The sequence below is a fragment of the Pseudoalteromonas sp. A25 genome, from assembly GCF_009176705.1.
GTDB lineage: Bacteria > Pseudomonadota > Gammaproteobacteria > Enterobacterales > Alteromonadaceae > Pseudoalteromonas.
This window is the reverse complement of record NZ_AP021846.1, coordinates 3,097,414-3,121,188: the sequence shown is the minus strand read 5'-3', so window position 1 is coordinate 3,121,188 and position 23,775 is coordinate 3,097,414. Positions and strand designations below refer to the sequence as shown.

General features: G+C 39.4%; 20 protein-coding genes. 12 read left to right on the top strand and 8 right to left on the bottom strand.

The genetic code is table 11. The features are described 5' to 3' along the window. Positions 1–6: 6 nt before the first annotated feature. The 11 genes from GDK41_RS13455 (at position 7) to GDK41_RS13405 (ending at position 14,073) form a co-directional block, all read left to right on the top strand. Positions 7–1,302 carry a hypothetical protein gene (locus GDK41_RS13455; protein ID WP_152086891.1) on the top strand — a complete coding sequence of 432 codons (1,296 nt, stop codon included), beginning with the start codon at positions 7–9 and terminating at the stop codon, positions 1,300–1,302. After that, entirely contained in the window at positions 1,299–2,486 is a 1,188-nt protein-coding gene (locus tag GDK41_RS13450) for a glycosyltransferase family 4 protein (RefSeq protein WP_152086890.1), read from the top strand. The genes GDK41_RS13455 and GDK41_RS13450 overlap by 4 nt, the downstream gene beginning before the upstream one ends. Continuing rightward, complete coding sequence (locus GDK41_RS13445) at positions 2,483–3,571, top strand: glycosyltransferase family 4 protein (protein ID WP_152086889.1); 1,089 nt, start codon at positions 2,483–2,485, stop codon at positions 3,569–3,571. Before GDK41_RS13450 ends, GDK41_RS13445 begins: the two co-directional genes overlap by 4 nt. Beyond that, entirely contained in the window at positions 3,568–4,662 is a 1,095-nt protein-coding gene (locus GDK41_RS13440) for a glycosyltransferase family 4 protein (RefSeq protein ID WP_152086888.1), read from the top strand. The genes GDK41_RS13445 and GDK41_RS13440 overlap by 4 nt, the downstream gene beginning before the upstream one ends. Continuing rightward, a complete protein-coding gene (locus tag GDK41_RS13435) occupies positions 4,659–5,783 on the top strand; it encodes a sugar-transfer associated ATP-grasp domain-containing protein (protein WP_152086887.1) in 1,125 nt (374 codons plus the stop codon). Before GDK41_RS13440 ends, GDK41_RS13435 begins: the two co-directional genes overlap by 4 nt. Then, entirely contained in the window at positions 5,780–7,084 is a 1,305-nt protein-coding gene (locus tag GDK41_RS13430) for a hypothetical protein (RefSeq protein ID WP_152086886.1), read from the top strand. The genes GDK41_RS13435 and GDK41_RS13430 overlap by 4 nt, the downstream gene beginning before the upstream one ends. 5 nt (positions 7,085–7,089) lie before the next feature. Next, positions 7,090–9,264, top strand: coding sequence for a bi-domain-containing oxidoreductase (locus GDK41_RS13425; RefSeq protein ID WP_152086885.1), 2,175 nt, complete (start codon positions 7,090–7,092; stop codon positions 9,262–9,264). Beyond that, on the top strand, positions 9,257–10,462 hold the full coding sequence (locus GDK41_RS13420; protein WP_152086884.1) for an aspartate-semialdehyde dehydrogenase: 1,206 nt from the start codon (positions 9,257–9,259) through the stop codon (positions 10,460–10,462). Before GDK41_RS13425 ends, GDK41_RS13420 begins: the two co-directional genes overlap by 8 nt. A gap of 16 nt (positions 10,463–10,478) precedes the next feature. Next, on the top strand, positions 10,479–11,180 hold the full coding sequence (locus GDK41_RS13415) for a WecB/TagA/CpsF family glycosyltransferase (RefSeq protein ID WP_269473130.1): 702 nt from the start codon (positions 10,479–10,481) through the stop codon (positions 11,178–11,180). 78 nt (positions 11,181–11,258) lie between these two features. Continuing rightward, the gene (locus GDK41_RS13410; protein ID WP_152086882.1) at positions 11,259–12,668 is read left to right on the top strand and encodes a mannose-1-phosphate guanylyltransferase/mannose-6-phosphate isomerase; all 1,410 of its coding nucleotides are present in this window, start codon (positions 11,259–11,261) and stop codon (positions 12,666–12,668) included. Further along, on the top strand, positions 12,655–14,073 hold the full coding sequence (locus GDK41_RS13405) for a phosphomannomutase (RefSeq protein WP_152086881.1): 1,419 nt from the start codon (positions 12,655–12,657) through the stop codon (positions 14,071–14,073). Before GDK41_RS13410 ends, GDK41_RS13405 begins: the two co-directional genes overlap by 14 nt. Before the next feature lie 135 nt (positions 14,074–14,208). Here GDK41_RS13405 and GDK41_RS13400 read toward each other — a convergent pair whose 3' ends face one another. From GDK41_RS13400 to GDK41_RS13365, 8 genes are all read right to left on the bottom strand, one after another. Further along, positions 14,209–14,823, bottom strand: a complete 615-nt coding sequence (locus GDK41_RS13400; RefSeq protein WP_152086880.1) for a hypothetical protein — start codon at positions 14,821–14,823, stop codon at positions 14,209–14,211. Positions 14,824–14,925: 102 nt separating this feature from the next. Continuing rightward, on the bottom strand, positions 14,926–15,654 hold the full coding sequence (locus tag GDK41_RS13395) for a tyrosine-protein phosphatase (RefSeq protein ID WP_152086879.1): 729 nt from the start codon (positions 15,652–15,654) through the stop codon (positions 14,926–14,928). Between the two features lie 138 nt (positions 15,655–15,792). Continuing rightward, positions 15,793–17,991: a GumC family protein gene (locus GDK41_RS13390; protein ID WP_152086878.1), complete on the bottom strand. Its 2,199-nt coding sequence runs from the start codon at positions 17,989–17,991 to the stop codon at positions 15,793–15,795. Beyond that, positions 17,991–18,512, bottom strand: coding sequence for a polysaccharide biosynthesis/export family protein (locus tag GDK41_RS13385; RefSeq protein ID WP_152086877.1), 522 nt, complete (start codon positions 18,510–18,512; stop codon positions 17,991–17,993). The genes GDK41_RS13390 and GDK41_RS13385 overlap by 1 nt, the downstream gene beginning before the upstream one ends. 6 nt (positions 18,513–18,518) lie before the next feature. Then, positions 18,519–19,691 (bottom strand): outer membrane beta-barrel protein, encoded by a 1,173-nt coding sequence (locus tag GDK41_RS13380; protein WP_152086876.1) that lies wholly within the window; start codon positions 19,689–19,691, stop codon positions 18,519–18,521. 20 nt (positions 19,692–19,711) lie between these two features. Then, entirely contained in the window at positions 19,712–21,109 is a 1,398-nt protein-coding gene (locus GDK41_RS13375) for an undecaprenyl-phosphate glucose phosphotransferase (protein ID WP_152086875.1), read from the bottom strand. A 506-nt stretch (positions 21,110–21,615) separates the two neighbouring features. Then, positions 21,616–22,008 (bottom strand): DUF2750 domain-containing protein, encoded by a 393-nt coding sequence (locus tag GDK41_RS13370; RefSeq protein ID WP_152086874.1) that lies wholly within the window; start codon positions 22,006–22,008, stop codon positions 21,616–21,618. 43 nt (positions 22,009–22,051) lie between these two features. Next, complete coding sequence (locus GDK41_RS13365) at positions 22,052–22,591, bottom strand: GNAT family N-acetyltransferase (protein ID WP_152086873.1); 540 nt, start codon at positions 22,589–22,591, stop codon at positions 22,052–22,054. Between the two features lie 70 nt (positions 22,592–22,661). Between GDK41_RS13365 and GDK41_RS13360 the strand changes: the two genes are divergently transcribed. Further along, the gene (locus tag GDK41_RS13360; RefSeq protein ID WP_152086872.1) at positions 22,662–23,330 is read left to right on the top strand and encodes a tRNA-uridine aminocarboxypropyltransferase; all 669 of its coding nucleotides are present in this window, start codon (positions 22,662–22,664) and stop codon (positions 23,328–23,330) included. Positions 23,331–23,775 lie beyond the last annotated feature (445 nt).

Genomic DNA, 23,775 nt, shown 5'->3' with positions numbered 1-23,775 from the left:
TTAGTAATGTATCTTTTTACTGCCGTCGAGGCATTTAACAAAGTATCTGGATTTTTTGTACTGGCAATAATTGCACGTCTTTTAGGTGAAGAAAACTTTTCTACTTACTTATCCATCTTAATTATTTTTGGCTATTGCATTGAATTTGCTTCATTCTCCTATCAATCGAAAAACCTCATAGAGTGTCAAAAGAATAATTCATATTTCTCAAGTGAAGTTTTTGCCGTTAGAACAATAATTGTTTTATTTACATCTGTCATAGCATCTTTTTTCTTATTTTTTTCCTCGCTTGATGTGTCTGACTTTTCAATAGTTCCATTATGTATAATACTACTTTTTTCAGCATTTACGTTTGATTTTTGGTTGTATGCAAATGGCAAGTCTAATAATATAGTACTTTTCAGGTTTGTTTCGCAGTTTTCTCTGCTTTTTATACTGCTTATATATCAGTATTTTGGATCTTTTGAAGTTTATAGTGTTTTTTATTTAAACTTAATTTCATCGTCTATTCTATTTGTATTGGTTTTATTTTCGGTTTTTTTTCAAGGTAAAGGTGTTGTTTTTTCTTTATTTAAGAGGTTGAAAAAAATAGATATAAAAGTTTTCGCCTTTAAACATGAGCTTATTAACCAAATTCCGATATTTATTCTTAAAATTACCGTCCTGTTCATAGTTACAGTGGAAGTGCCAATTTCGATTTTTTTCGACTATAATTATCACGAAAACTTAGCAGTTGGTCATCGGGTCTGCCTTATTCTTCTCCCGTTTCTCATCTTTTTTCTTAACTCAAACGCAAAGGAAGTTGTAGAAGGTAACCTAATTGGTATTATTGTTTTGTCATCTATATTTTCATCTGTCCTCGTTATAACTGCACCAGTTATTATTTTTTCTCTGTTTGGTGAAGGTTATCAGGGAAAGGTTGGTGAATACTCTTGCTACTTCTTTGTTTTGGTCTTTCAGTCCTTTGTAAACTATTACTTCTATTTAGCTATAAAAGACGATGCAAGTATGTCGATTAACTTAAGATTTTTGTTTGTTATAATTTTTTGTTTTACTTCTTTTTACATTGCTAATTATTTTGGGGTTATTTCTTCCGCTGTTTTTTTGTTCTTTAGTGTGGCAAAAGCTTCACTTATTGTAATTTTTTCTAAATATAAGCGATTCGCTGATAGGGGGAAAGTGGTTATTTTGATTATTCTTCCATTGTTGCTATCTTTATTTCTTGATGAGTTGGGTTATTATGAATCATGTTCTGAACTCGTTTTGGATTTTTCTAAATATATAAATAGGGTGATTCTTTGAAGGTAAATATTGTTGCGCGTCCTGACCACTCTCTCAAAATGTATAGTGATATAATGGAGTTACTAGATAAAAATGAAGAGTTAAACCTTTTTACCTTTTATGCGCTAAGGCAAGGCTCATTGCTGAACCGATTGTTTCCGAAACTTAAAGTAGCACCTGAAACTTCTTTTACCTTAGACTTCTATACAATTGTAACAAGATTAGCAAATAAAGTGTTAAGAAAAGTTGGGGCCAATGTACGAGAAAATGAGAGCTTTATGTTTGAGCTCTTAGCTCCAAAGCGAACGATACAAAGTTGTGAAGTACTGCATTATTGGCCATTTTACTGTGCTGATATGATCAAAAGAATAAAAAAAGAAAAGGATTTAGCTACTGTTGCTGAGTTTTATGAGGCTGAACCAAGTTATGTAAATGAACTATACGCCACAGAATATGAACGCTATGGGCTGAGTTTCAATCGTCCAATAAATATGATGATTGATCAAAATATGGCATTTTCTTTTGAGGATAACTTTATTGTTGCTTCTGAATTTACCAGACGGAGCTATGCAATTAAATATCCTGAAAAAAAATACTATGTTTGTAAGTATGGACCTGCCGGCTATTTATTAGATGATAATGCATTTAGAGAAATATCAAAACGTAGAAGTGCAAGTGTCAACAATATAGTATATGTAGGACAGGTATGTTTAGAAAAAGGCGTTCATTATCTTTTAGATGCGGTTAAAGGTCTGAACGTTGACCTCCATTTAATCGGGCCTATCCGTGAAGGGCAAGAAACAGTATTTAATAAATTGCTTGCACGGACTGATAACGTTAAATGGCATGGCGCGATGCGACATACCGAGGTGTTAAATAAGCTTTCAGAATATGATGCATTTTGTTTGCCTTCATTGGCGGATAATTATTCTTTGGCAGTCGTTGAAGCTTTAAGTAAGGGAATGCCAGTCATTGTCACAGCAAATTGTGGTAATGCAGATGACGTTCAGAACTTTAATCTTGGTATGGTGACTAAGGTAAAGGATGCAGCCTCTATTAGAGAGTGCATTATAAAACTAAAAACTACATTTGATTATGTTGATTTTGAATCTGGGCTTCGCAGTTTTTTTTCAGAAACTAACAGAAATGCGTACCCCCAATCTGTTTTAAATGTTTACAGAGAACTATCGAGGAAAAGTAAGTGACGACGGTATTCATTACTAATATTCCCGCACCTTATCGTGAGAAAGTACATGAGATTGCTAGCGAGAAGCTTAGCGGTGATTATTGTGTGCTTTATTGTGCAAAAATCGAATCAAATAGGAAGTGGAATTTTTCTCTCGGAAATTATAATAAACGGTTTTTAAAAAGTCGTATAATTAAATTTAGAGGGAGGAATATATATTTAGATTCAAATATCAGAAATATTCTAAATGAAATAAAACCAGAGGTGATCGTTATCGGTGGGTTTTCAATGCCCATGATTGCTGCGTATTTATGGGCGTTATTTAATGATAAGAAAGTTGTGTCATTTTCTGATGCCAATTTACACTCGGAAAGTAAATTGAGTTTTTTCCATAAAGGTATTCGAAAAATATTTTATGGAGTAAGCCAAGCATTTGTAGGGGCAAGTAAGAAAACTCAAGATTTGTTTCGTACTTACGGTGCGAAAGAAGAACAGCTTTTTCAAAGCCATTTATGTGCGAATAACTCTTTACTATTTCAATATGATAAAAGCTTTGATAACAGAGAATATGACATCATTTTATGTGGCCAAATGATCGAAAGTAAAATGTTCGACTTTTCACTAGATGTTGTACGACGAATTAAAGAAATAAGATCTGATGTGAGCGTGAAGGTATTAGGTTCAGGACCCTTAAAAGAACACATATTAAATCGTTTGGATTCGATGGCAATTAAGTATGATTACCCTGGATTTGTTAGTCAAGAAGAACTGCCCACTCATTACTCTTCGTCTAAAGTGTTTTTTTTCCCGACTAGGAAAGAAGCCTGGGGGGTTGTTGCGAATGAAGCCTGTGCTTCTGGAACACCTGTAATATCGACACCAGAAGCAGGCGCAGCAAACGAACTCATTGTGAATGATCACAACGGGTTTGTATTAAAACCCGATGTTAATGAATGGGCAGATGCAGCTCTGCACCTCTTAACAGATGCTGATAAGTGGGCGGAATTTTCAAAGAATGCAAAAAACGCGGTTAAAAAGTATAGCTATTTTAATGCGGCTCAGGGAATTGTTAATGCATCAGAGTTCGTCAGGAAAAAATCATGAAAAAAATAATGTTTTTGATGCAGTTACCACCTCCTGTTCATGGAGCTTCTATGGTGAACTCTATGATCAAAAATAGTGCTTTACTCAACAGGTATTTCGACACTTTTTATATCAACATTGCGCCTTCTGACGATATAAAAGAAATAGGTAAATTTAGCCTTATAAAAGTACTCTCTTTTATTAAAATAGCTTTGTTAGCGATCTTTTGGCGAATTAAGTTCAGACCCGATTTAGTTTATCTAACGCTTAGTCCTTACGGAATAGCTTTTGTCAAGGATGCGATATTGGCTATGCTGATGAAAGCTTCAGGTGCTAAAGTGATTTATCATATGCATGGAAAGGGAATAGCGCAAGAGGTAGAAAACCATTATTTTAAGAAGTTAGTTTATAGAACTGTATTTAAGTCGGCTGATATTATTCACCTTTCAGAAAGTCTCATTGTAGATATTGAACCAGTAATAGACAAAAGTAAGGAAGTATATGTATTGAATAATGGAATAGAAGATTTATATAAACCAGGGGGGATAAGAAATGAAAAATTCACTTTTGTGTATTTGTCTAATATCGGTCCTAGTAAAGGTGCTAACTTGTTGGTGGAAGCTTCAAAAATATTACTAGAGCAAGGAGTTAGTGACTTTAAAGTTGAAATTTATGGTAATTCGAATAACTCATCTTACTACAATACAATAGAAGAAAATGTAAAATCTATACGTGAAAACAATGTTCAATTGTGTGGTCCAGTTTATGGTCAGGATAAATATGATTGCTTAAGCCGAGGGCATGTCTTTGTTTTGCCAACTAAATATAGGAATGAATGTTTTCCTTTAGCTATTCTGGAAGCTATGTCTTGCGGCTTGCCAATAATTTCTACAAAAGAGGGAGCTATTCCAGATATTGTAGATGATAGTATTGGATTCGTTTTAGACAACCTATCAGCTGATTCTTTGGCCACAGCCATGAAAAATATGCTAAATGATCAAGAGTTTTATTTATCAGCCACGGAGTCTGCAAGAAATAAATATAAGAATAGTTATACTATTAACGTTTTTGAAAGGAATCTCGCTAATATTTTTAGGAGATTTTTATCATGATAGTTGGGGTTAAGCATTGCTTTATTGATAAAGTTAGATATGTCTACTATCTTTTTTTTAATGAGCGTTTTAGGTTTAATATGGCGCGTTATAAATCTACAAAGTTCAAAAAAGATAAAAAATTAATTAAAAAAGAATTGGCTGCGTTAAAGCAGTATTGGGGGTTTATTCCAATGCAGTATTATACGCATGACTTTTATAGGCAAGACTGTGAACTTTCAATTGAGGAAATGAAAACATATATTCCGAGTTATTACTTCTATTTCATCTTATATCCTAAGTTCGATAACTTGAAAGGTGCGGGTTATATTTTAGAAAATAAGATAGTTTGCTATTACCTCTTTAAAGGGATGGACCTACCAACTTCGCCGATTATAGGAATGAAAAAAGGTCGAGGATTCGTAACACCTGACGGTCAGTTTCACTCATCAAAAGAGTTTTTAGAGGTAATCAGACAATCAAACACTGATAAAGTTTTTGTAAAGCCTGTATCAGGGTGTGGTGGTAAAGGAATCTTGATACTAAAAAAAGAAGTTAATAAGTTGTCGTTAGATGGAAAGGAATTTACTTATGAAGATCTGGATAGATTAGAAGCTGATTATGTAATTGAACCAAAAATCATACAAACTGCATATCTTGATAGTGTGTATCCTAATAGCGTAAATACATTGCGAGCTGTCACTTGTCGGGATCCTTCAGGCGTTGTGCGATTAATTGCTGTGACTTTGCGGATGGGAACTCATGGAAAAGAGGTAGATAATAGTGCGCAAGGTGGATTATTAATTGGGATTAATTTGGACACTGGGAAGCCAATACGAGACTACGCGGGCTATGAATATGGATGTGAAAAGCTTTATTCACACCCTGATAGTGGTTTTAACTTTTGCGACTTATTTATTGAAAACTGGTGTTCAATTAAAGCTGACATTGTTGACTTCGCAAAGAAAATGACTTTGTACAATCTCGTGGGATGGGATGTCGCTTTGACTAAAGATGGCCCTATTGTTATTGAAGCTAACACTAAGTTTGGTATCGATCATTCTCAATCGGGAGTCGGTGGGATGAAGGAATTGTTTTTTCATGGTGAACCAACGAAGTGGAATAAAGAACGTTCTATATGAGCATTAAAAGCTTTTTAAAATCTCTAGCTGGCAAACTCCCAGCATATTTAGGCATCAGAGCATCATTTATTAGTTTCAAATATAGGCTAGGTAAGAGTTATATCGCGTATCGAGAAGCTGCTTCTGGTATTGATAATAGAGATGAAATATTTATTCAGGTAAAGTCATTAGTAGAGTATTGCCAAAAGAATATACCGTTTTATCGCAAATTTTATCAGGAAAAAGGGTTTGATTTCGAGCAGTTGTCTTGTTTTGAGGATTTGCAAAATATACCGGTGGTAACAAAAGCTGATTTACAGAACATCGACTTTAATGATAGGAACTCTGGCAATGGAATTGTGACAAATACAGGGGGGACTTCAGGCCAGCCTTTGAAGCTTATGCTAGATCATAAGGCTTATGCCAGAGAGTGGGCCCATATGCATTCTATTTGGGAGCGAATCGGTTACCAGACGAATTCTATAAAGTTAACTATCCGAGGAATGAATTTAGGAAGTAAGCCTTTGAATTACAATTTCATTCATAATGAATTTCAGGTCAATGCATATTGTGATTTCTCTCTAATTGTCAAAGAATTACCTAAAGTAATTAAAAAATATAGAATAGAGTATTTGCATGGTTACCCTAGCGGTATATATGAGTTTATAAAGCAAATGAAGAAAGAATCACCTGAACTTCTAAAGCTCATAAAGCAAAACTTAAAAGGTGTTTTTTTCGGTTCGGAGTATCCTGCTCCTATTTATAGAAATTTTGTTGAAGCTGAGCTTTGTGTACCTACCATTTCATGGTATGGGCATACTGAGATGGCTGTGTTAGCTCCTGAACGTGAAGAACCGTTCGTATACTTTCCATTTCAGTCTTATGGATATACTGAAGCTGTTGAAGTTAATGGAAAGCATCACTTGGTAGGAACGACAATTCATAACCGTATAGGGCCGCTTATTCGTTATGACACAGGAGATTTGATTGAACCTGTTAGTTACAAAGATGGATTACTCGAGTCATTTCGTATTGCCGAAGGGCGAACCGGAGAATTTGTAACTGATTTGAACGGAAGAAACATTTCATTGACTGCACTTATTTTCGGTCGTCATCATCCACTTTTTGAGCACGCTGACTTTGTACAGGTTAAACAAAAAGCCGAAGGTTATTTGACTGTATATGTTACAACACAAAATGAAAATTTAGATTTTGAGACTTTATTCGACTCCTCAGGCATAAACATGCGCATTGATTTTGAATTGCTACGTAAACCTTTTAAAACAAAATCTGGCAAAGTACCACTATTAGTTAAGGGCTAAATTTAATGAAACAAGTAACACAAACTCTCAAAACTGGTCTAGTAGAAGTAAACGAAGTGCCAGTACCTACTTTGTCAGACAAGTTTGTTTTAGTAAGAAATACTGCATCGGTAATAAGTGCTGGTACTGAAAAAACCAAAATAGATATGGGTAAGAAAAGTTTGCTTCAAAAAGCAAAAGCCCGTCCAGACCTTGTTAAGCAGGTTTTAAAAAAAGTACAAACTGAGGGGTTGAAAAAAACACTTCAAACAGTCAAATCTCGTTTAGAGTCCCCTTCACCTCTTGGTTATAGTTGTGCAGGTAATGTTATCTCTGTAGGTGGTTTAGTAGAGGGAATTCAACCCGGTGATCGTGTTGCTTGTGGTGGTGCTGATTATGCTAATCATGCTGAATATGTTGCTATTCCTAAAAACCTTGTTGTTAAAGTACCTGACAATGTGAGTGACGAAGAAGCAGCATTCACTACCGTGGGTTCAATCGCGATGCAGGGCGTACGCTTAGCAGATCCTAAAATAGGGGAAACCTTTTTAGTGCTAGGTTTAGGCCTATTAGGACAAATAGCCGTCCAACTACTTAAAGCCAACGGCTGTAATGTTATTGCTACAGACTTAGATCCCGCGTTGGTAAAGCAGGCCGAAAGCTTTGGTGCAGTTGGGGCGATACAAAATGTTGCTGGAGTATGCCATAGCGCAACTGCCGGACATGGTGTAGATGGCGTGCTGGTTTGTGCTGGTACATCAAGCAATCAGCCAATTGAGCTGTGTGGTGAGGTGACTCGCGAAAAAGGACGTGTAGTGGTCGTTGGTGCGGTACGCATGGATATACCAAGAGAAGATTACTTCAAAAAAGAAATTAATGTTGTGATTTCTCGTTCTTATGGGCCAGGTCGCTATGACCCTTTTTATGAAGAAAATGGTAACGATTACCCATTAGGCTATGTGCGCTTTACTGAGCAGCGTAATATGCAAACGTTTCTTGAGCTGATTTCACAGGGGCGTGTAGATGTAAAGTCACTAATTACACACCGATTTGAAATAGACCAGGCAGCTGAGGCTTATCAGCTTATTGAAGGGCAAAAAACAGAGCCTTATCTCGGTATTGTTATGCAGTATGATAACTCGGGAGCTGTAGAATCACTTCAAGGTCGCATCTCTACAACAAGTACGCCCATTAATAAAGAACGATTAGGGTTATCATTTTTTGGCGCAGGGAATTACGCAACAGCAAGTTTGTTACCGCCGTTAGTAGAGAGTAAGCAGGTCGATTTAAGAGGACTTGTAACTGCCAGTGGTAGAACAGCACAAGGTGTAGCTAAACAGTTCGGTTTTCAGTTTTGCGCAGGTGATTTTAGTGAAATTCTAGGTGAAGACACTGATGCAGTTGTTGTTACTACACGTCATGATTCCCATGCAAAAGCAGTCGTTGACGCCCTCGAATCGGGCAAGCATGTGTATGTTGAAAAACCGATAGCGCTTAATATCGAACAAATGCAAGCGATCCATAAAGCTAAAGTGAGTTCTAGCACACAAGTTATGGTTGGCTTTAATCGTCGTTTTGCGCCATCAACACTTGAAGTTATTAAGCATTTTGAAAATATCACGTCGCCTTTAGTCGTAAATATTCGCATTAATTCTGGCATGATCCCATCAGATCATTGGATACAAGATATTGAAGTAGGTGGGGGCCGAGTTATTGGTGAAGGCTGCCACTTTGTAGATCTTGCCGCAGCACTTGTTAACAGTAATCCAAAATCAGTTAATTGTGTTGGAACAGGGAAAGCGGATAAATCAGCACTACTTAATGATAACGTAGCTATCCAACTTACTTTTGATAATGGGTCTATTGCTAATATTATTTATACGGCAGATGGCTCGAAAGCGATGCAAAAAGAGTTTGTTGAAGTGTTTGGTGGCGGAAAAAGCGCTCAAATCAATGACTTTAAAGAAGCTGTCTTGTATTCAGGCGATGATAAAAAAGAAGTGAAAAAGTTAATGGCCCAAGATAAAGGTCAAAAATCAATGCTTTCAGCTTGGTTAAATGGAGCGCTTTCAGGAACGCCGTGTATTGACTATGAGTGTTTAATGAAAACAAGCATGGCGACAATCCTGGCTGTTGAGTCTTTAGCTTCTGGTTGTTCATTGAGTGTTGATATGGGAATTCTGGAGAATCAAAGTGAATAGGAATTCTTCTATCACTGATATTAGGCAATCGCTGCTGTCGGCATCCAAAGCCGATGGCTATGCAGGCTATGATCCTTTTGATGGTTTGAATAGCAAGCTATTTAGCCTGTTCCCCTTCCTTAAAAAAAGCATATTTGGCCTTGCGTGGATCCAGTTATTTAAACGTTCCCCCCTCAACTTGAGAGGTTTTCTAGGAGTACCCAAAAAGCGAAACCCTAAAGGGATCGGGCTATTTATTTTGGGGATGCTCGAAGAGTATAAGCAAACTAAAAACAAACAATTACTTGATGAATGTATAACGCTTGCTGATTGGCTCGTATCACAACAATGTAACACACAAACATGGCAACATACTTGCTGGGGTTATCACTTTGACTGGAAAGCTAGAGCGTTTTTTGTGCCAAAGGGTAAGCCAAATGTTATAACCACCATTTATGTGGCGCAGGCATTGTTTGCCTTATCTAAAGCGTTAGGCGAATTAGAAAAAGATAAAGCGAAATTTTATCGAGGAACAGCATTTGATGCAGCACACTTTATCGTGAAGACGCTTTATACAGAGGACGAAGGTCGTACATTCTTCGCTTATATTCCCGGAGAAAAAGCCTTTGTACACAATGCCAGCTTATGGGCTGCAGCATGGGTGGCTGTCGTTGCTGAGCAAACAGACAATAGAGAATATAAGGAAATTGCATTAAAAGTAGCGAGGCAGTCGGTCTCGGAGCAAAATAGTGATGGTTCATGGGTGTATGGGGCTCGGCATCATCATCAATTTATTGATGGTTTTCACACGGGTTATAATTTAGAAGCCCTTACACTTATTAAACAGTCATTGAATACAAGCGAATTCGATAAAGCGATTGAAGTTGGTTTTAAATACTATAAAGATAACTTTTTTGAAAGCGATGGAACCGCAAAGTACTATAACGATAATCGCTACCCCCTAGATCCACATTCGGTATCACAAGCCATTATTACCTTGCTAAAACTTAGCGATAGCAAAGCTGATTATGAGTTAGCCGAAAAAGTTGCACTTTGGTCAATTGACAAGCTATATATGGCGGATAAAAAGCAGTTTGTTTATCAGATTACAAAGACTGGAACAAACAAAATTAATTATATGCGTTGGACCCAAGCCTGGATGTATTACGCACTCTCTTATTATCTTAATAATTCAGCGATGAACAATGAAACGAATTAACTTTCTTGGTAGTCCTATGGACTCTGCTACTATGGAGCAATCAGTTGGCGCTATCAAGCAGCGCATTTTAGCGAATCAATTTACACAGCATGTCGTGGTCAATGTGGCTAAATTAGTAAATATGCGCAAAGACAAAACACTCGCTGATAGTGTTAGACATTGCGATATTATTAATATCGATGGCATGGGAGTAGTATGGGGAGCCCGCTTGTTGGGGCATGATGTACCTGAGCGTGTTGCTGGTGTAGATTTATTTCATAATTTAAATGCGATGGCTGAAAAAGAAGGTTTATCTGTTTTTTACCTTGGTGCAAAGCAAGAGGTTGTTGATGAGACTGCGTGGAAAATGCGCAAAACCCATCCTGATTTGAAAATAGCGGGTGTTCATCATGGTTATTTCTGGGATGATGAAGAGGCTGTAGTAAATCTAATAAAGAAATCTGGTGCTCAATTGCTTTTTGTTGCTATTACTTCTCCTAAAAAAGAAAATTTCATTAACAAATGGCAAGACAAGCTAGGGGTTAAGTTTGTGATGGGAGTGGGGGGCACTTTTGATGTTGTTGCAGGTAAAGTCAAAAGAGCGCCCGTGTGGATGCAAAAAGCCGGGCTTGAATGGCTGTACAGGGTACTACAAGAACCTGGCAGGATGTGGAAACGCTACTTAGTGACAAATAGTCAATTTGCATGGTTGCTGGTCAGAGAAAAGCTAAAACGCTAATATCTTTTGAGTTCTATCGTTACTCAAATAAAGCCTCATAATAACCATTGAGGCTTTATTGTTTTTGGAGTCTGTAATGTGTTTATTCCTATAATTTTAGCGGGTGGGGTAGGCAGTCGTTTGTGGCCAATTTCTCGCGAAAAGTATCCCAAACAATTTCATAGTTTTGGAAAAAGTCCATACACCATGTTGCAACAAACGTTACAACGTTTGCAGGGGCTTGAGCAACAAGCCCCTTTGCTTATTTGTAATGAAGAACATCGTTTTATTGCCGCTGAGCAATTACGCCAGATCCAGATCAATGATGGCAAGATTATTTTAGAGCCAGTGGGTAGAAACACGGCTCCTGCCATTGCGCTTGCAGCTTTTAAAGCAATCGAAAATGGCGAAGACCCAATTTTGTTGGTGCTTGCGGCAGACCATGTGATTAGAGACACAACAGCATTTCAACAAGCGGTTGAAAAAGCGGCTGTTTTAGCTAATGATGATCATTTGGTGACATTTGGCATAGTGCCAACGCATGCTGAAACGGGTTATGGTTATATTCAACGCGGTGATGCAACAACAGAGCAAGGATACAAAGTAGCGCGCTTTGTGGAAAAGCCCGATGCAACGACTGCACAACAATATCTAGATAGCGGCGACTTTTACTGGAATAGCGGCATGTTTATGTTTAAAGCAAGTCGCTATTTAGAAGAATTGAAACGTTTTCAGCCTCAAATATATCAAGCCTGTGAGCTTGCTCTTGGTGAGCAAACGCCTGACTTAGACTTTATTCGTATTGATAAACAAGAGTTTGAAGCCTGCCCTGATGATTCCATTGATTATGCGGTGATGGAAAAAACCGAACATGCGGTTGTTGTGCCGTTGGATGCAGGTTGGAGTGATGTTGGCGGTTTTGCAGCACTTTGGGATGTATCTGAGCAAGATGACAACGGTAATGCGTTTCGTGGTGATGTAAAGGCTGTTGATACTAAAAATACCCTAGTTTCTAGCGAAGATAAGCTTGTGGCTACTGTCGGTGTGGAAGACTTAGTGATCATCAATACCAAAGATGCGGTGTTGGTTGCGCATAAAGATAAGTCACAGCAAGTAAAAGCAATTGTAAATGAGCTAAAGGCAGAGCAACGACCTGAAGTGACTTTCCATCGCGAAGTATATCGCCCTTGGGGCAAGTATGATTCGATAGACAATGGCGAGCGTTTTCAGGTTAAGCGCATTACGGTAAAACCGGGCGCTAAGCTCTCAGTGCAAATGCATCACCACAGAGCTGAGCATTGGATTGTGGTTTCAGGCACTGCAAAAGTACTCATTGGTGATACTGAGCAGTATGTCACTGAAAATGAGTCAGTATATATTCCAATTACTCAAGTACATGCGCTAGAAAACCCAGGTAAAGTCAACTTAGAACTCATTGAAGTGCAATCTGGTTCTTACCTAGGTGAAGACGATATCGTACGTTTTGAAGATAAATATGGACGAGCTTAATATGCGTGCAAATGAGATCATCGCACAAAGTGGTATTGGTTTTGGCACCAGTGGTGCCAGAGGGTTAGTCACTCAATTTACGCCAGAAGTCTGCGGCGCATTTACCTTGGCGTTTTTATCCAGCCAGCCAAAAACAAAGCGCATTGCTATTGCTATCGACAATCGACCAAGTAGCCCTGAAATTGCCAAAGCGTGTATTAGCGCTTTAAATATTCAGGGCATATCAGTGGACTACTACGGTGTCGTGCCCACGCCCGCATTGGCTTATGCCGCCCAGCTTGAACAAATTCCTGCAATTATGGTCACTGGCAGTCATATTCCTTTTGACCGCAATGGCTTAAAGTTTTATCGCACTGATGGTGAGATCAGCAAAGCCGATGAGCAAAGTATTTTAAGTTCAGATATTGAAGTGGAAAAGCTTAGCTTGAACGAGTTGCCACCAGTTAACTCCTTTGCGCGTGAGCAATACTTAAAACGTTACTTAGATGTTTTTGCATCTGATTTGCTTCAAGGCTTACATATTGGGGTTTATCAACATTCAAGTGCTGGGCGAGACTTATATCCCGAATTGTTCGAAGCTCTTGGGGCTAAAGTGACTACGCTTGGCTACAGCGATTCATTTGTGCCAATCGACACAGAAGCAGTAGCTGATGAAGATAAACAACAGGCAAGAGCTTGGTCTAAAGAGCATAAGTTGGATGCTATTTTCTCTACCGATGGTGACGGTGACAGGCCATTGCTTGCTGATGAGCATGGCGAATATCTCAGAGGCGATATTTTGTGTTTATTGGCAGCGCAACATTTGGAAATTGAAGCACTTGCAGTGCCAGTGAGTTGCAATACAGCGATTGAATTAACACAAAGCTTTAAGCAAGTGGTACGCACAAAAATTGGCTCACCATACGTGATAGAGGCTTTTTCTGGTCTTGAGCAGTTTTTTGAAAAAGTAGCTGGCTTTGAAGCTAATGGCGGTTTTTTGCTTGGTACAAGTGTGCAAGTTGGTAATGAAAAGCTTGCTAAATTGCCGACAAGAGATGCTGTGTTGCCAGCGTTGTGTGTTCTAGCATGGGCTAAGCAAGGTATTCAAGCTGCTGTTAATGCGCTTCCTGAGCGTTATTCATATAGTGATAGAGTAAAAGATTATGCTAGGGAACGTAGCTTGGTTATTATCAACAAAGGATGTAAAGAACCTCAAGCACTGCTATCTCAGCTTGAACTTGATGATAGAAAATGTGCTGAAGTAGACATGACCGACGGTTTAAGGATGACGCTAGAAAACGGTGATATTATTCATCTTCGTCCATCAGGCAATGCGCCTGAGCTACGTTGTTATGCTGAGAGTCAGTCAGAGTATCAGGCTCATCGGCTTGTTTTGTGTGTTTTAGCCAAGGTCATTGAGCTTTGAAAGGCACCTGAAATACTCTTAAATTAATTCAGAGCCGTGTGATTTAGGATGACCAAACGCGGCCTAATATTGGCTATTTCGTCATCCTGACCTTTAAAAATAACCTGATTGAAGCTTACTTAACCTCAGCTGAGGTTACTTACATAACCTTTTCAATAGATATTCCCTACGCTTGTTATCTTCTGGCTGTTTTGAAAACTTAAAATATGTACAGAAGAGGGCTTCTTTTTTGTAAAAATGAATAGCTTTTAATAATTGACTTATTCTAGTGTGATTAAACATCACTAATTTTTCTGCACTGTTAAATACCAGCTGTTTTTGCTCTAGGTTTAGATTGGGCCAGTAGGCTAAACCTATCATCACAGCCTGGTTGAGTACTTGCCAAGTGTAGGGGCCAAACTCCAAGCCTAACCTTATGTGACTCCACGCTTGCTCTAAGTTTTGTTTGAAAAATGCATACTGATGAGCTTGAGATGCATAGGTTTGTGACCAAGCGGGGCGACTTGAAATAGAGCGCTCATATAGATTTATAACTTCATCATTATAAACATTATCAAGCTGTGATTTTCGACCCCACTCAAGCACGTGCCCTTGTGTGCTTTGGTAGTAGCTTTGCGTTGGCTCATATTGTAGTGATGTTTCGCCAGCTTGCTTTGCATCTTTATAACTCAATTCGGTCGGCGGTTTACCTTTTAGCCATTGGTCTAAGTAATACTTGGCTTTAAAGTGGTAGGCGCTGCCTAAGCCCATATTGTAGCTTTTTATGAGCAACCAAATGCAGGTCAAAATGACGAAGATTAAACCCACATAGTTTAATCTGGAGTACAGGGGAGTGGTCAAAATAGGTCCTTGCTAGAAACTGAAATGCGTATGGGCGATTGCTTTTGGCGTATTGTAGGTGAGCTTCTGTGCATACTCATCACCACACAGTACTGCTATGCGTTCTCGTGCTTCTGCCATTTTTGGTGGACGGCGGTGCATGGAATGACTATCACTGGCAACAATGGTAAACAATTTATCTTGCAACCAATGCTCAGCCAGTTGTTTGGGTTTATCGCCCATATCGTCCAGTAAAGAGGCGGCGGTCAATTGGAATAAGCAGCCCATCTTAACAAATTGGTTGATTTTTTCTGGATGCTGCTGTAACTCTCTATTGCGCTCTGGGTGGGCTATCATAGGTACTACATCGTTGTTAAGTAGCCACTTAACTAATTTGTCAGCCCCAGCAGGTATATGGCTGTGGGGCATTTCTAGTAATAAAACTTTTTTGCCTTGGTACTCACCAAGAAATGGTAGCTTGTTTTGTGGTAAAAGTGTGAGCATCTCGGTGCCAATACGCACCTCGGCTGCTGCACTTATTTGAACTTTAGACAAAGAGTTGCTTAGTGCATGTTTGATTTCACCCAGTGCATTTGCAATAGTCAACTTATTATTATCAAACGTACCAAAGTGAATATGTGGGGTTGCCACTATATGGGTTATCCCTTGTTGTACGGCTGCATCAATTAATAACATCGAATCTGCGAGCGTTCTTGCACCATCATCAATACCAGGAAGCACATGGCAATGTAAATCTATCATACTAGGCCTAGAGTTGGTTTACAGCTAAGTTTAATAACACGTTATTGTACCGTCATTTGCTACTTAAAACTATAAGGGGTGAAAGTGGGTGGTAAATAGAAGGAGTGGCGCAAACATGTCTTCGCGCCACTGATTGACTTAAGCGTGCTTGTCGCTGTCACTTTGCTCATACGCTTGATAATAGCCATACTGGCCGTAGTAGCTTCGTGCGTCTTTGGTATCAAATTGGTTTAATACAACTCCAAATACCTTTGCATGCGCTTGATTTAATTTCGCTAAGCTGTTTTTGATCAAGGCAGTTCGAGTGGCATTAGCTTTTACCACCATCACTACTGCGTCAGCAGCAGGCGAAATCACCAAAGCATCACTAACCGCTTGTACAGGTGGTGTATCAATGATGATTTTATCGTAGCGACGTCCAAGCTCACTCAGCATCTCTTTAAAGCGTGGTTGCGCTAATAGCTCCAGTGGATTAAGGGGGATAGACCCCGCAGGCATAACATCCACGTGTGGCTTTACTTCGTTCACAATACAGTCGTCAAGTGAATCGGTTAAAGCAAGGTAGTTAGCAAGGCCCGCTTGATAGTTTGGTAACCCTAAACGTTTACCCAGGGTTGGTTTGCGCATATCGGCGTCAATAATCAATACTCGCTCCAAAGCTGAAAATGCATAAGCCAGATTCATGGTTGTTGAGGTTTTCCCTTCGGATGGGAACGAAGACGTCACCTCAATAACATTCATAGGTCTATCGATTGCCAATAAACTCATCGAAGTTCGAATAGAGCGAACAGATTCAGAAAACATCTTCTGATCTTTGTCAAAAAATGCTTCATCACGTTGTTCTGCCGCTTTTTTATCAAGCAGAGGGATGTAACCTAAGGCGCGTTGCGCTAGGCTTGTTTCTACATCATGGCTCGATTTAATCGTGTCGTTTAAGCTGTCGTGCACAAATGCGATGACAATACCAAAACCGATAGTGGCAACAAACACTAACATCACAATCAAAGACTTTTTAGGTTTGACTGGTGTAGAGGTTACAATGGCTCGGTCAGTAAAGCGGGCCACAGGTGAATCAAAGTCGCCAGTTACCGCTGTTTCTTTTTGGCGAGATAAAAAGTTATCAAACAGCTGGCGGTTGGTCTGTACCTCACGCAGTAAACGGCGATACTCAGTCTCAACGGAGCTGAGCTGGCTGAAATTACTGCGTGCTTGGTCAAATTGTTGTTTCAACGCTTCGTAGTTTTGTGATGCAGTGCGAGCTTCGTCTTCAATACCTTGAACTAAGCGTTGAATTTGCGCGCGTAGGCTTTCTTTTACCGCGCTAAGCTCTGACTGAGCTGCAATCATTTTAGGATGTTTAGGGCCGTACACTTTTGATAGTTCAGAGACTTTTCTTTCTACTGAAATAACGTCACGTTTCACGTTTTGAATTGAGCTGTGGGCGGTGATCTCTGGTAAGCTTTCAAGTCGTGCAATATCATTCTTACCGTACTTTTGTACCAGCTTTAAAAATGCTTCAGCCTCTGCTGCGCGTGAGCGAGTGGTCACAAGCTCTTTATTGAGGTTTTCGAGCTCTTGTGCATCTAATGAGGTAATGCCTGCTACATCAACAAGGTTATGCTCTTTTCTGTACGCTTCTAAGCGACGTTCAGACTCATCAAGTTGTGTACGTAGTTCACCTAATCGGCTGCCTAGCCAAGCATTAGCTTTTTGGGTAATCCCCAATTTAGCTTCAAGCTGAGAGTTGATATAGGCGTCTCCTACAGCATTAGCTACTTGCGCGGCAAGCTTTGTGTCGTGAGTCTCGTAGCTTATCTTCACCAGTTGCGTTTTACGCACAGGTTCAATTGATAATCGAGACATAAATAAATTGATTTGCCCGCGTTTTTTTGCTGCGGCAATTGCATCGCTATCTAAGTTTGCATCAGAGGAGGGCAAAAACGTAATTTTGCTGCGCAGATTTTGCATCATTGATGGTTTTGACTGAAAGTCTGGGTGTTCAGCAAGGTTTAACTGGTCAAACACACGCTCGGCAATCGAACGCGACTTCAAAATTTCAAATTGAGTCAAATAATATTCTTGCTGTGCGGAGTTTATGCCATACACTTCTTCAATTTTAATAGCGCGGGCTTGCTCAGCTTCAATTAGTAGCGTAGCTGTTGATTTAAAAACAGGTTTTATGCTTAGCACTACAAATACAGCGATTGCTGAAGTTAAAATAGCAAGCATTAAAATACGCCACTTAGCGCGCATGATCACAGTAAAATAATGACGTAAATCGATCACTTCTTCTTGCTGTGTTTCAGTCGAGGGAAGTGCGTTGTGTACTGCTGTCATTAGAAAAATCTCTGTTCAATGGTAATGGTGTCACCGGCTTTGATACGAGCCGCAAGAGAGCCAAGCTCTTTCTCACTTTTACTGCCTTCTCGACTGATAAATATTTTTTCTCGAGAAGCACGTTCTGTTAAGCCGCCAGCTAAGGCTACTGCTTGGTTAACCGTCATGCCTGGTTGGTAGGGGTAACCTCCTGGCTTTTTTACTTCTCCATGTATGTAAAAAGGACGGTATTCTTGTATGCCGACAAATACGTTGGGTTGGACGAGATAATCGCCTTTTAAGCCGTCGTAAATTAGTTTTTCGGCTTCTTTGATAGTTAAATTATTGAGGCTAACAACGCCTAAAAATGGATAATTGATACTACCACTATCGGTGAGTTGAGTTTCAAGTTCTAGGTCTTGATGGCCAAACACTTTGATAATGACTTTATCGCCTGGTCCAAGCCTGTAAACACTTTCGGAAGCATAAGCGCTTCCGAAAGTTAACAACAAGCTTAGTATTAAAAATACTTTATATTTCATAAGCTCTTATAGTGTAAAAGTCGCACCTACAAATACCACTAACTTGTCAAAGTCAATGTTTTGCTGCGTTGATGATTTGTCTTGGAAGTCGATGCCTGCTGTTACGTCAATCCAACGTTTAAGGTCGTAGTTAGCTGCGATTGTATAAGGCTTTGTTGTGTCTTTACGGTTTGTAATACCAGCATAGTTTTCAGATTTATGGCTGTAACCGATGTCAGTACTAACAAATTCACTCCAAGTGTGTGTCCAAGTAGCACCATAGTTAGTATCGCGTGCGATGCGAGAGGTATTGAACGCAACTGACGAGTAAGTGAGCGGCTGCCAAGTAACGCCTGCGCTCCAAGATAATCCACCGAAGTCTTCACGTGCTACAGCGTCAAAGTTTTTGTCTTGATAACCAATACGCACGTTACCACTGGTCATTGCAGTCGCTTGCCACTGAGCACCTACTTGATAAAACATCGATGATGAATCTTTAGAACCACGAGCATCGTTGATGTCTAACACGTCATACTGTGCATCTTCAGATTTGATTTCAACTACTAGACTGGTAAATGCGCCAGTATCATAGAAAAACGCAGAGCCTAGCGTGGTTGTCTCAACATCACGGAACTTAGAAATCGCTTCAAAGTTTGTGTAGTCTTTGTATGAAACATCTGCAGACAACTGAATGCGTGCAGGAGTCGATTGTGCTCCATATTGGTAGCTCGCACCAAAATTAGCGATACGGTACTTAGTTACATCGTCTTGTGCACCACCTAAGCCTTCTGAAATACCTGTACCACGGTCTTCATGGGCATTTTGGTAGCCTGCACTGAGGTTATAGCTGTGGTTTTGGTTCAGTTCGATAGCAGCTTCACCTGAGACATTAAAGTCTAGGTAGTTGTCATCACTGCTTGAAAAATAAGTACCAGAAGCAAGGCCAACTTGGCCTGTATATTTATTAGCGCCTTGTTCTAGTAATGCATTTAGCGTTGGTGCGACTTCTAAAATTGAGCTTGATTTTTCATCATTGCTAGTTCGCGCAATGTTGCTATCGTGCTTAAATGCAGTATACAAACTAGGCGTTAAGTCGATTCCGTAAGGGGTTTTTATCACGCCTGAATCGGTTGTTTCATTTGCTTGTACTGCTGAGCATACACTGATCGCCAAAAGTGGCAGCGCCAATTTGAATTTCATTTGCTTATAGTCCTCAATAATTAGTAAGCGTTCTTGCCTGTAAAGCCTTTAAATAAAGTTAAAAATATAATTTTTATATCAAAAAATAATGACCATTTATTGATGTAATCCAGGTCGTATTCAATGCGTTTTTCCATCTTGTACAATGTATCTGTTTCACCGCGCCAACCATTGACCTGTGCCCACCCTGTAATGCCGGGTTTTACTTTATGACGCAGCATGTAATAGCTGATCTGCTTACGGTATTCTTCATTATGCGCCACGGCATGAGGGCGAGGGCCGACAACAGACATGCTACCGAGCAACACGTTAAAAAACTGCGGTAACTCATCCAAAGAGGTGCGCCTTAAAAAGCCGCCTACTTTGGTTATACGTTTGTCACCCTTGGTTGCTTGTGTAACCTTGTTAGAGTTTTCCATTACCGTCATAGAGCGAAATTTATATACACTAATTCTCTCACCATCGAGACCGTAACGGGCTTGTTTAAACAAGACTGGACCTTTAGAGGTAAGCTTAATAGCGCACGCTATTAGTAGCATAAGAGGTGAAATTAACAGTAATACGCACAAGCTGAATAAAATATCAAACGTGCGCTTGTAAAAGTCGCGTACACCAAACATAGGGGATTCGAATACGCTAATTGTATCTAAACTACCTACGGCTCCAATGCGCGCATGCATGAGATTTTTTAACATAAAGTCAGGTAGCAGGAGTACATCAATGGTTGTATCACCAAGTTTGGTAAGTAGGCTTTGAATACGCCCTTCAGCCATCATTGGATAGCATATATAGAGTTTTTTAATTTTTCGAGACTGCGCCATTTCAATTGCATCGGCCTCTGAACCAATATGCAAATTGGTATCAAAATCTTTAAGGCGTTCAGGGTTTCTATCATCAAAAATACCTATGCATTGATGACCAAGCTCAGTATGGGCATTAAGCTCTTTGTACAGCCGCATAGCACTCGTGTTCATACCTAATATTGCTACAGGTTGAACCCCAATACCGTGTTTGCGTTTGTATGCTTTTATTTGTCTTGCTGTAATACGCCAGCTTAATAGCGAGCATGTCGATAACGTTACCCAGGAGATGACAACAACACGAGAATAGGTCTCACTGAGCTTGAAGATAAATAAGGCCGAAATAAGCAACATAAAAGCGAGAAATTGCACGAGCAAAAGTAAGTAGAGCATTTGTGTGAACTTACCTACGCGCCATGAACGATATAACTGCAAAGATTCACCTATGTAGCTATATAAAATCATAAATAGAGTAAGTAACAACGTATAATCTTTATCGAAGCTGACCCCGTATAAATATGAGACAAACAATAACGAGGCTGAAATAATAAAATAGTCAATAAATCGGTACAAAACCGATCCTGCATACATATCTGATCTGAACTGTGATGTGCCCATGAAATTCCTCCGTGACGCAGCAACCTATCCGTTTAAGTCCCTTAAAGCGCCACATAGTATACATACCTAGTACCTTTATTGGTAGACATAATTGCTAATTTCCAAAAGGTACCTTAAATAGGTTCTTAGTGTACATAATAGGTACTTTGATGTCTTGTGAATTTTTTATATCTCTTTATTTTCAAAGTATTGTTGAGATAATCTAAATATTTTTATCTTTGTGATGAGGGGCGTTTTATGCGAAATGTAGCGAAATTTTCGCCATTTTTTGGTTTTTTTGCTGTTTTTGGTTTAAAAGGGCTGGTTCTGATTTGGGTATGGAAATGCAGTTAATTGGTGTGGTTAATGCACTGTTATTTTGGGGTTGAGAAAAAAATGTACTGTTTTTATCTATGTTGTTTTCATTAATTTAACATGCAATGTGTGAGTTTTTTGTGTTGTATTATTCATAAAAATCGAACTGTACTAACTTGCTATAGTTGGTACGTTTTCTAAATGAGCGAACTTCATGCCTTTTTAGTTCTATATTGTTCAAGCTGATAATCAAGTTCGTCAGGGTATACGACTAAACCATCTTGTTCAGGCACTGGGAATACAGCAATCGCCAGTTCATCATCAGCTAAGCCATCAGTCCATTTAGCATGCCACTTTTTAAGGTTGATAGCTTGAGGTTCACATGTTTGCCAATCATCAGTTGCCCAAAGCTCAGCAAACTCTTTATTTGGCCATACAGGCACGCAATCTTCGCTGTCAGTATTGAGCATTACACAGCCGTGCTCATCGGTCAAAATCCAGATCTTTTCATTTTTAGTTACTTCTTTGAGGAGATATTTGTAACGTTGTTCATTATCGTTTTGTAATAAAGCTTTAATTCGATCGGGATTAATTGAAGTATCCATAAACTCGCCGTGATTATTTATGCTAAGCGCTGATAAGCCTATATTAGCGTATGTCAGTTCTATATAACACTACCTTGCTATCACCTAATGGATCTTTATGGATATACTCTTTGACAAAGCTCATACCTAGTTTTTTCATTATTGCAATTGACCCGACGTTATCTGGCAAGGCGATAGCACTGAAATGGTGAGTTGTAGGGTTAACTGCTAATGCTTGTGCGATATGCTCAGCTGCTTCACTTGCATAGCCTTTGCCCCAAGTGCATTGCTTAAAGCGCCACCCTAGTTCCAAATCACTATCATTACGTTCATTGTTAAAAAAGCCCATTGGGCGAACGAGTATCCAGCCAATGAATTGGTTAGTTTCGGTAATGTTAACCTGCCATAACCCCCAGCCTTGCGCTAAATTTGTGAAAGCTTTAAGGCGCGGAATGAAGGTATCGTTAATATCATCCATAGAGTTTGGCCGTCCACCATTAATATATTTCATTACAGCAGGGTCTTGGTCGAGTTCAAACAATAAGTGGGCATCGTTTTCATCCATTAAACGATAGGTTAGGCGTTGTGAATCAGTGATAGTCATTTTCTCTCCATTACTGCTTTTAAGCTTGAATTTTATTACAATACGCGCCCAGTCTAATTGAGGGTGTTCAGTGAACAATTCCGTATTGGTATTACGCCAACAACAAATAGCCGCGGCAAAGCGCGAGTACAAAGCCAGAGGATCTAAGCTCAGCCGTTGTGACACATGTTTGTTAGCACAAAGCTTATGTATCTGCGATGGTGTTAATGTGGCAACAAACTGCCAAAGTGCAGTGTGCTTATTAATGTATCACAATGAAAGCTTTAAACCATCAAATACAGGGCGATTAATTGCGGATATTATTCCAGATAATCATGCGTTTAGGTGGGATAGAACCGAACCTGATGTTGGACTTATTAAATTGTTAAATAATCCACTTTATCAGCCAGTCGTTGTGTTTCCTGCGCAAAATGTCGAACCTGAGCGCGTTATCACTGAAGTAGCGAGAAAGCCTAATAAGATTCCGTTGTATATCTTCTTAGATGGCACGTGGCGAGAAGCCAAAAAAATGTTCAGGAAAAGCCCCTATTTGGATAATTTACCTGTGCTTTCGGTGTCTCCAGAGTCGTTATCTGATTATAAACTCCGAGTAGCCCCACATGCACATCAGCTGGGTACGGCAGAGGTTGCTTGCGTTGTTTTAGAACAAAACGGTGAGCAACAAGCTGCGCAAAGATTAACTCAGCACTTTATAGATTTTAGAGATGCTTATCTGAAAGGGAAAAGACAAAAGGGGTAGGTTGTTTAACACAAAGAAAGAAGCGCGACTCAATGAGTCGCGCTGACGGAATCTTTTATAGCGTCCTGCTATGTTGAAATATCAACTCCTAATACATTCCTGTTCCTTGGTTTCGCTTGGCGTTCTATTGGTGCGAAATCTAGCATCCTGCTAATGTCCTATTCCTCCTTGTGCTCCGTGCGCTCCCTCCGTTGAAAACAGCTTCCTGCTGTAACTCCTTTACAAAGTCCTTTTAAATCCATTTTGAGCTCAAAGGCTCCAATCCTATTATGTTCAATCCTAGAACATCGTGTTCCTCAGTGATCCATTCACTTTAACTCGCCGCTCCTTAGCGCTTCCTTTAGCCTTCCATTGCGCTCACACTCTAGTAAGCTAGGTTCCCATTCCATTTAATCAGCTTGCTAAAACCGATGTCTCCTGAACTTGTGTAAAAGTATAGAGTAAT

Bases quoted from the DNA above. Each gene is read 5' to 3' on its own strand.
- GDK41_RS13425 (WP_152086885.1), top strand. From the start codon at position 7,090: ATGAAACAAGTAACACAAACTCTCAAAACTGGTCTAGTAGAAGTAAAC.
- GDK41_RS13390 (WP_152086878.1), bottom strand. From the start codon at position 17,991: ATGACAGCAGTACACAACGCACTTCCCTCGACTGAAACACAGCAAGAA.
- GDK41_RS13435 (WP_152086887.1), top strand. From the start codon at position 4,659: ATGATAGTTGGGGTTAAGCATTGCTTTATTGATAAAGTTAGATATGTC.
- GDK41_RS13440 (WP_152086888.1), top strand. From the start codon at position 3,568: ATGAAAAAAATAATGTTTTTGATGCAGTTACCACCTCCTGTTCATGGA.
- GDK41_RS13400 (WP_152086880.1), bottom strand. From the start codon at position 14,823: ATGGGCTTAGGCAGCGCCTACCACTTTAAAGCCAAGTATTACTTAGAC.
- GDK41_RS13430 (WP_152086886.1), top strand. From the start codon at position 5,780: ATGAGCATTAAAAGCTTTTTAAAATCTCTAGCTGGCAAACTCCCAGCA.
- GDK41_RS13455 (WP_152086891.1), top strand. From the start codon at position 7: ATGTATCTTTTTACTGCCGTCGAGGCATTTAACAAAGTATCTGGATTT.
- GDK41_RS13385 (WP_152086877.1), bottom strand. From the start codon at position 18,512: ATGAAATATAAAGTATTTTTAATACTAAGCTTGTTGTTAACTTTCGGA.
- GDK41_RS13370 (WP_152086874.1), bottom strand. From the start codon at position 22,008: ATGGATACTTCAATTAATCCCGATCGAATTAAAGCTTTATTACAAAAC.
- GDK41_RS13380 (WP_152086876.1), bottom strand. From the start codon at position 19,691: ATGAAATTCAAATTGGCGCTGCCACTTTTGGCGATCAGTGTATGCTCA.
- GDK41_RS13375 (WP_152086875.1), bottom strand. From the start codon at position 21,109: ATGGGCACATCACAGTTCAGATCAGATATGTATGCAGGATCGGTTTTG.
- GDK41_RS13395 (WP_152086879.1), bottom strand. From the start codon at position 15,654: ATGATAGATTTACATTGCCATGTGCTTCCTGGTATTGATGATGGTGCA.
- GDK41_RS13405 (WP_152086881.1), top strand. From the start codon at position 12,655: ATGGACGAGCTTAATATGCGTGCAAATGAGATCATCGCACAAAGTGGT.
- GDK41_RS13415 (WP_269473130.1), top strand. From the start codon at position 10,479: ATGGACTCTGCTACTATGGAGCAATCAGTTGGCGCTATCAAGCAGCGC.
- GDK41_RS13365 (WP_152086873.1), bottom strand. From the start codon at position 22,591: ATGACTATCACTGATTCACAACGCCTAACCTATCGTTTAATGGATGAA.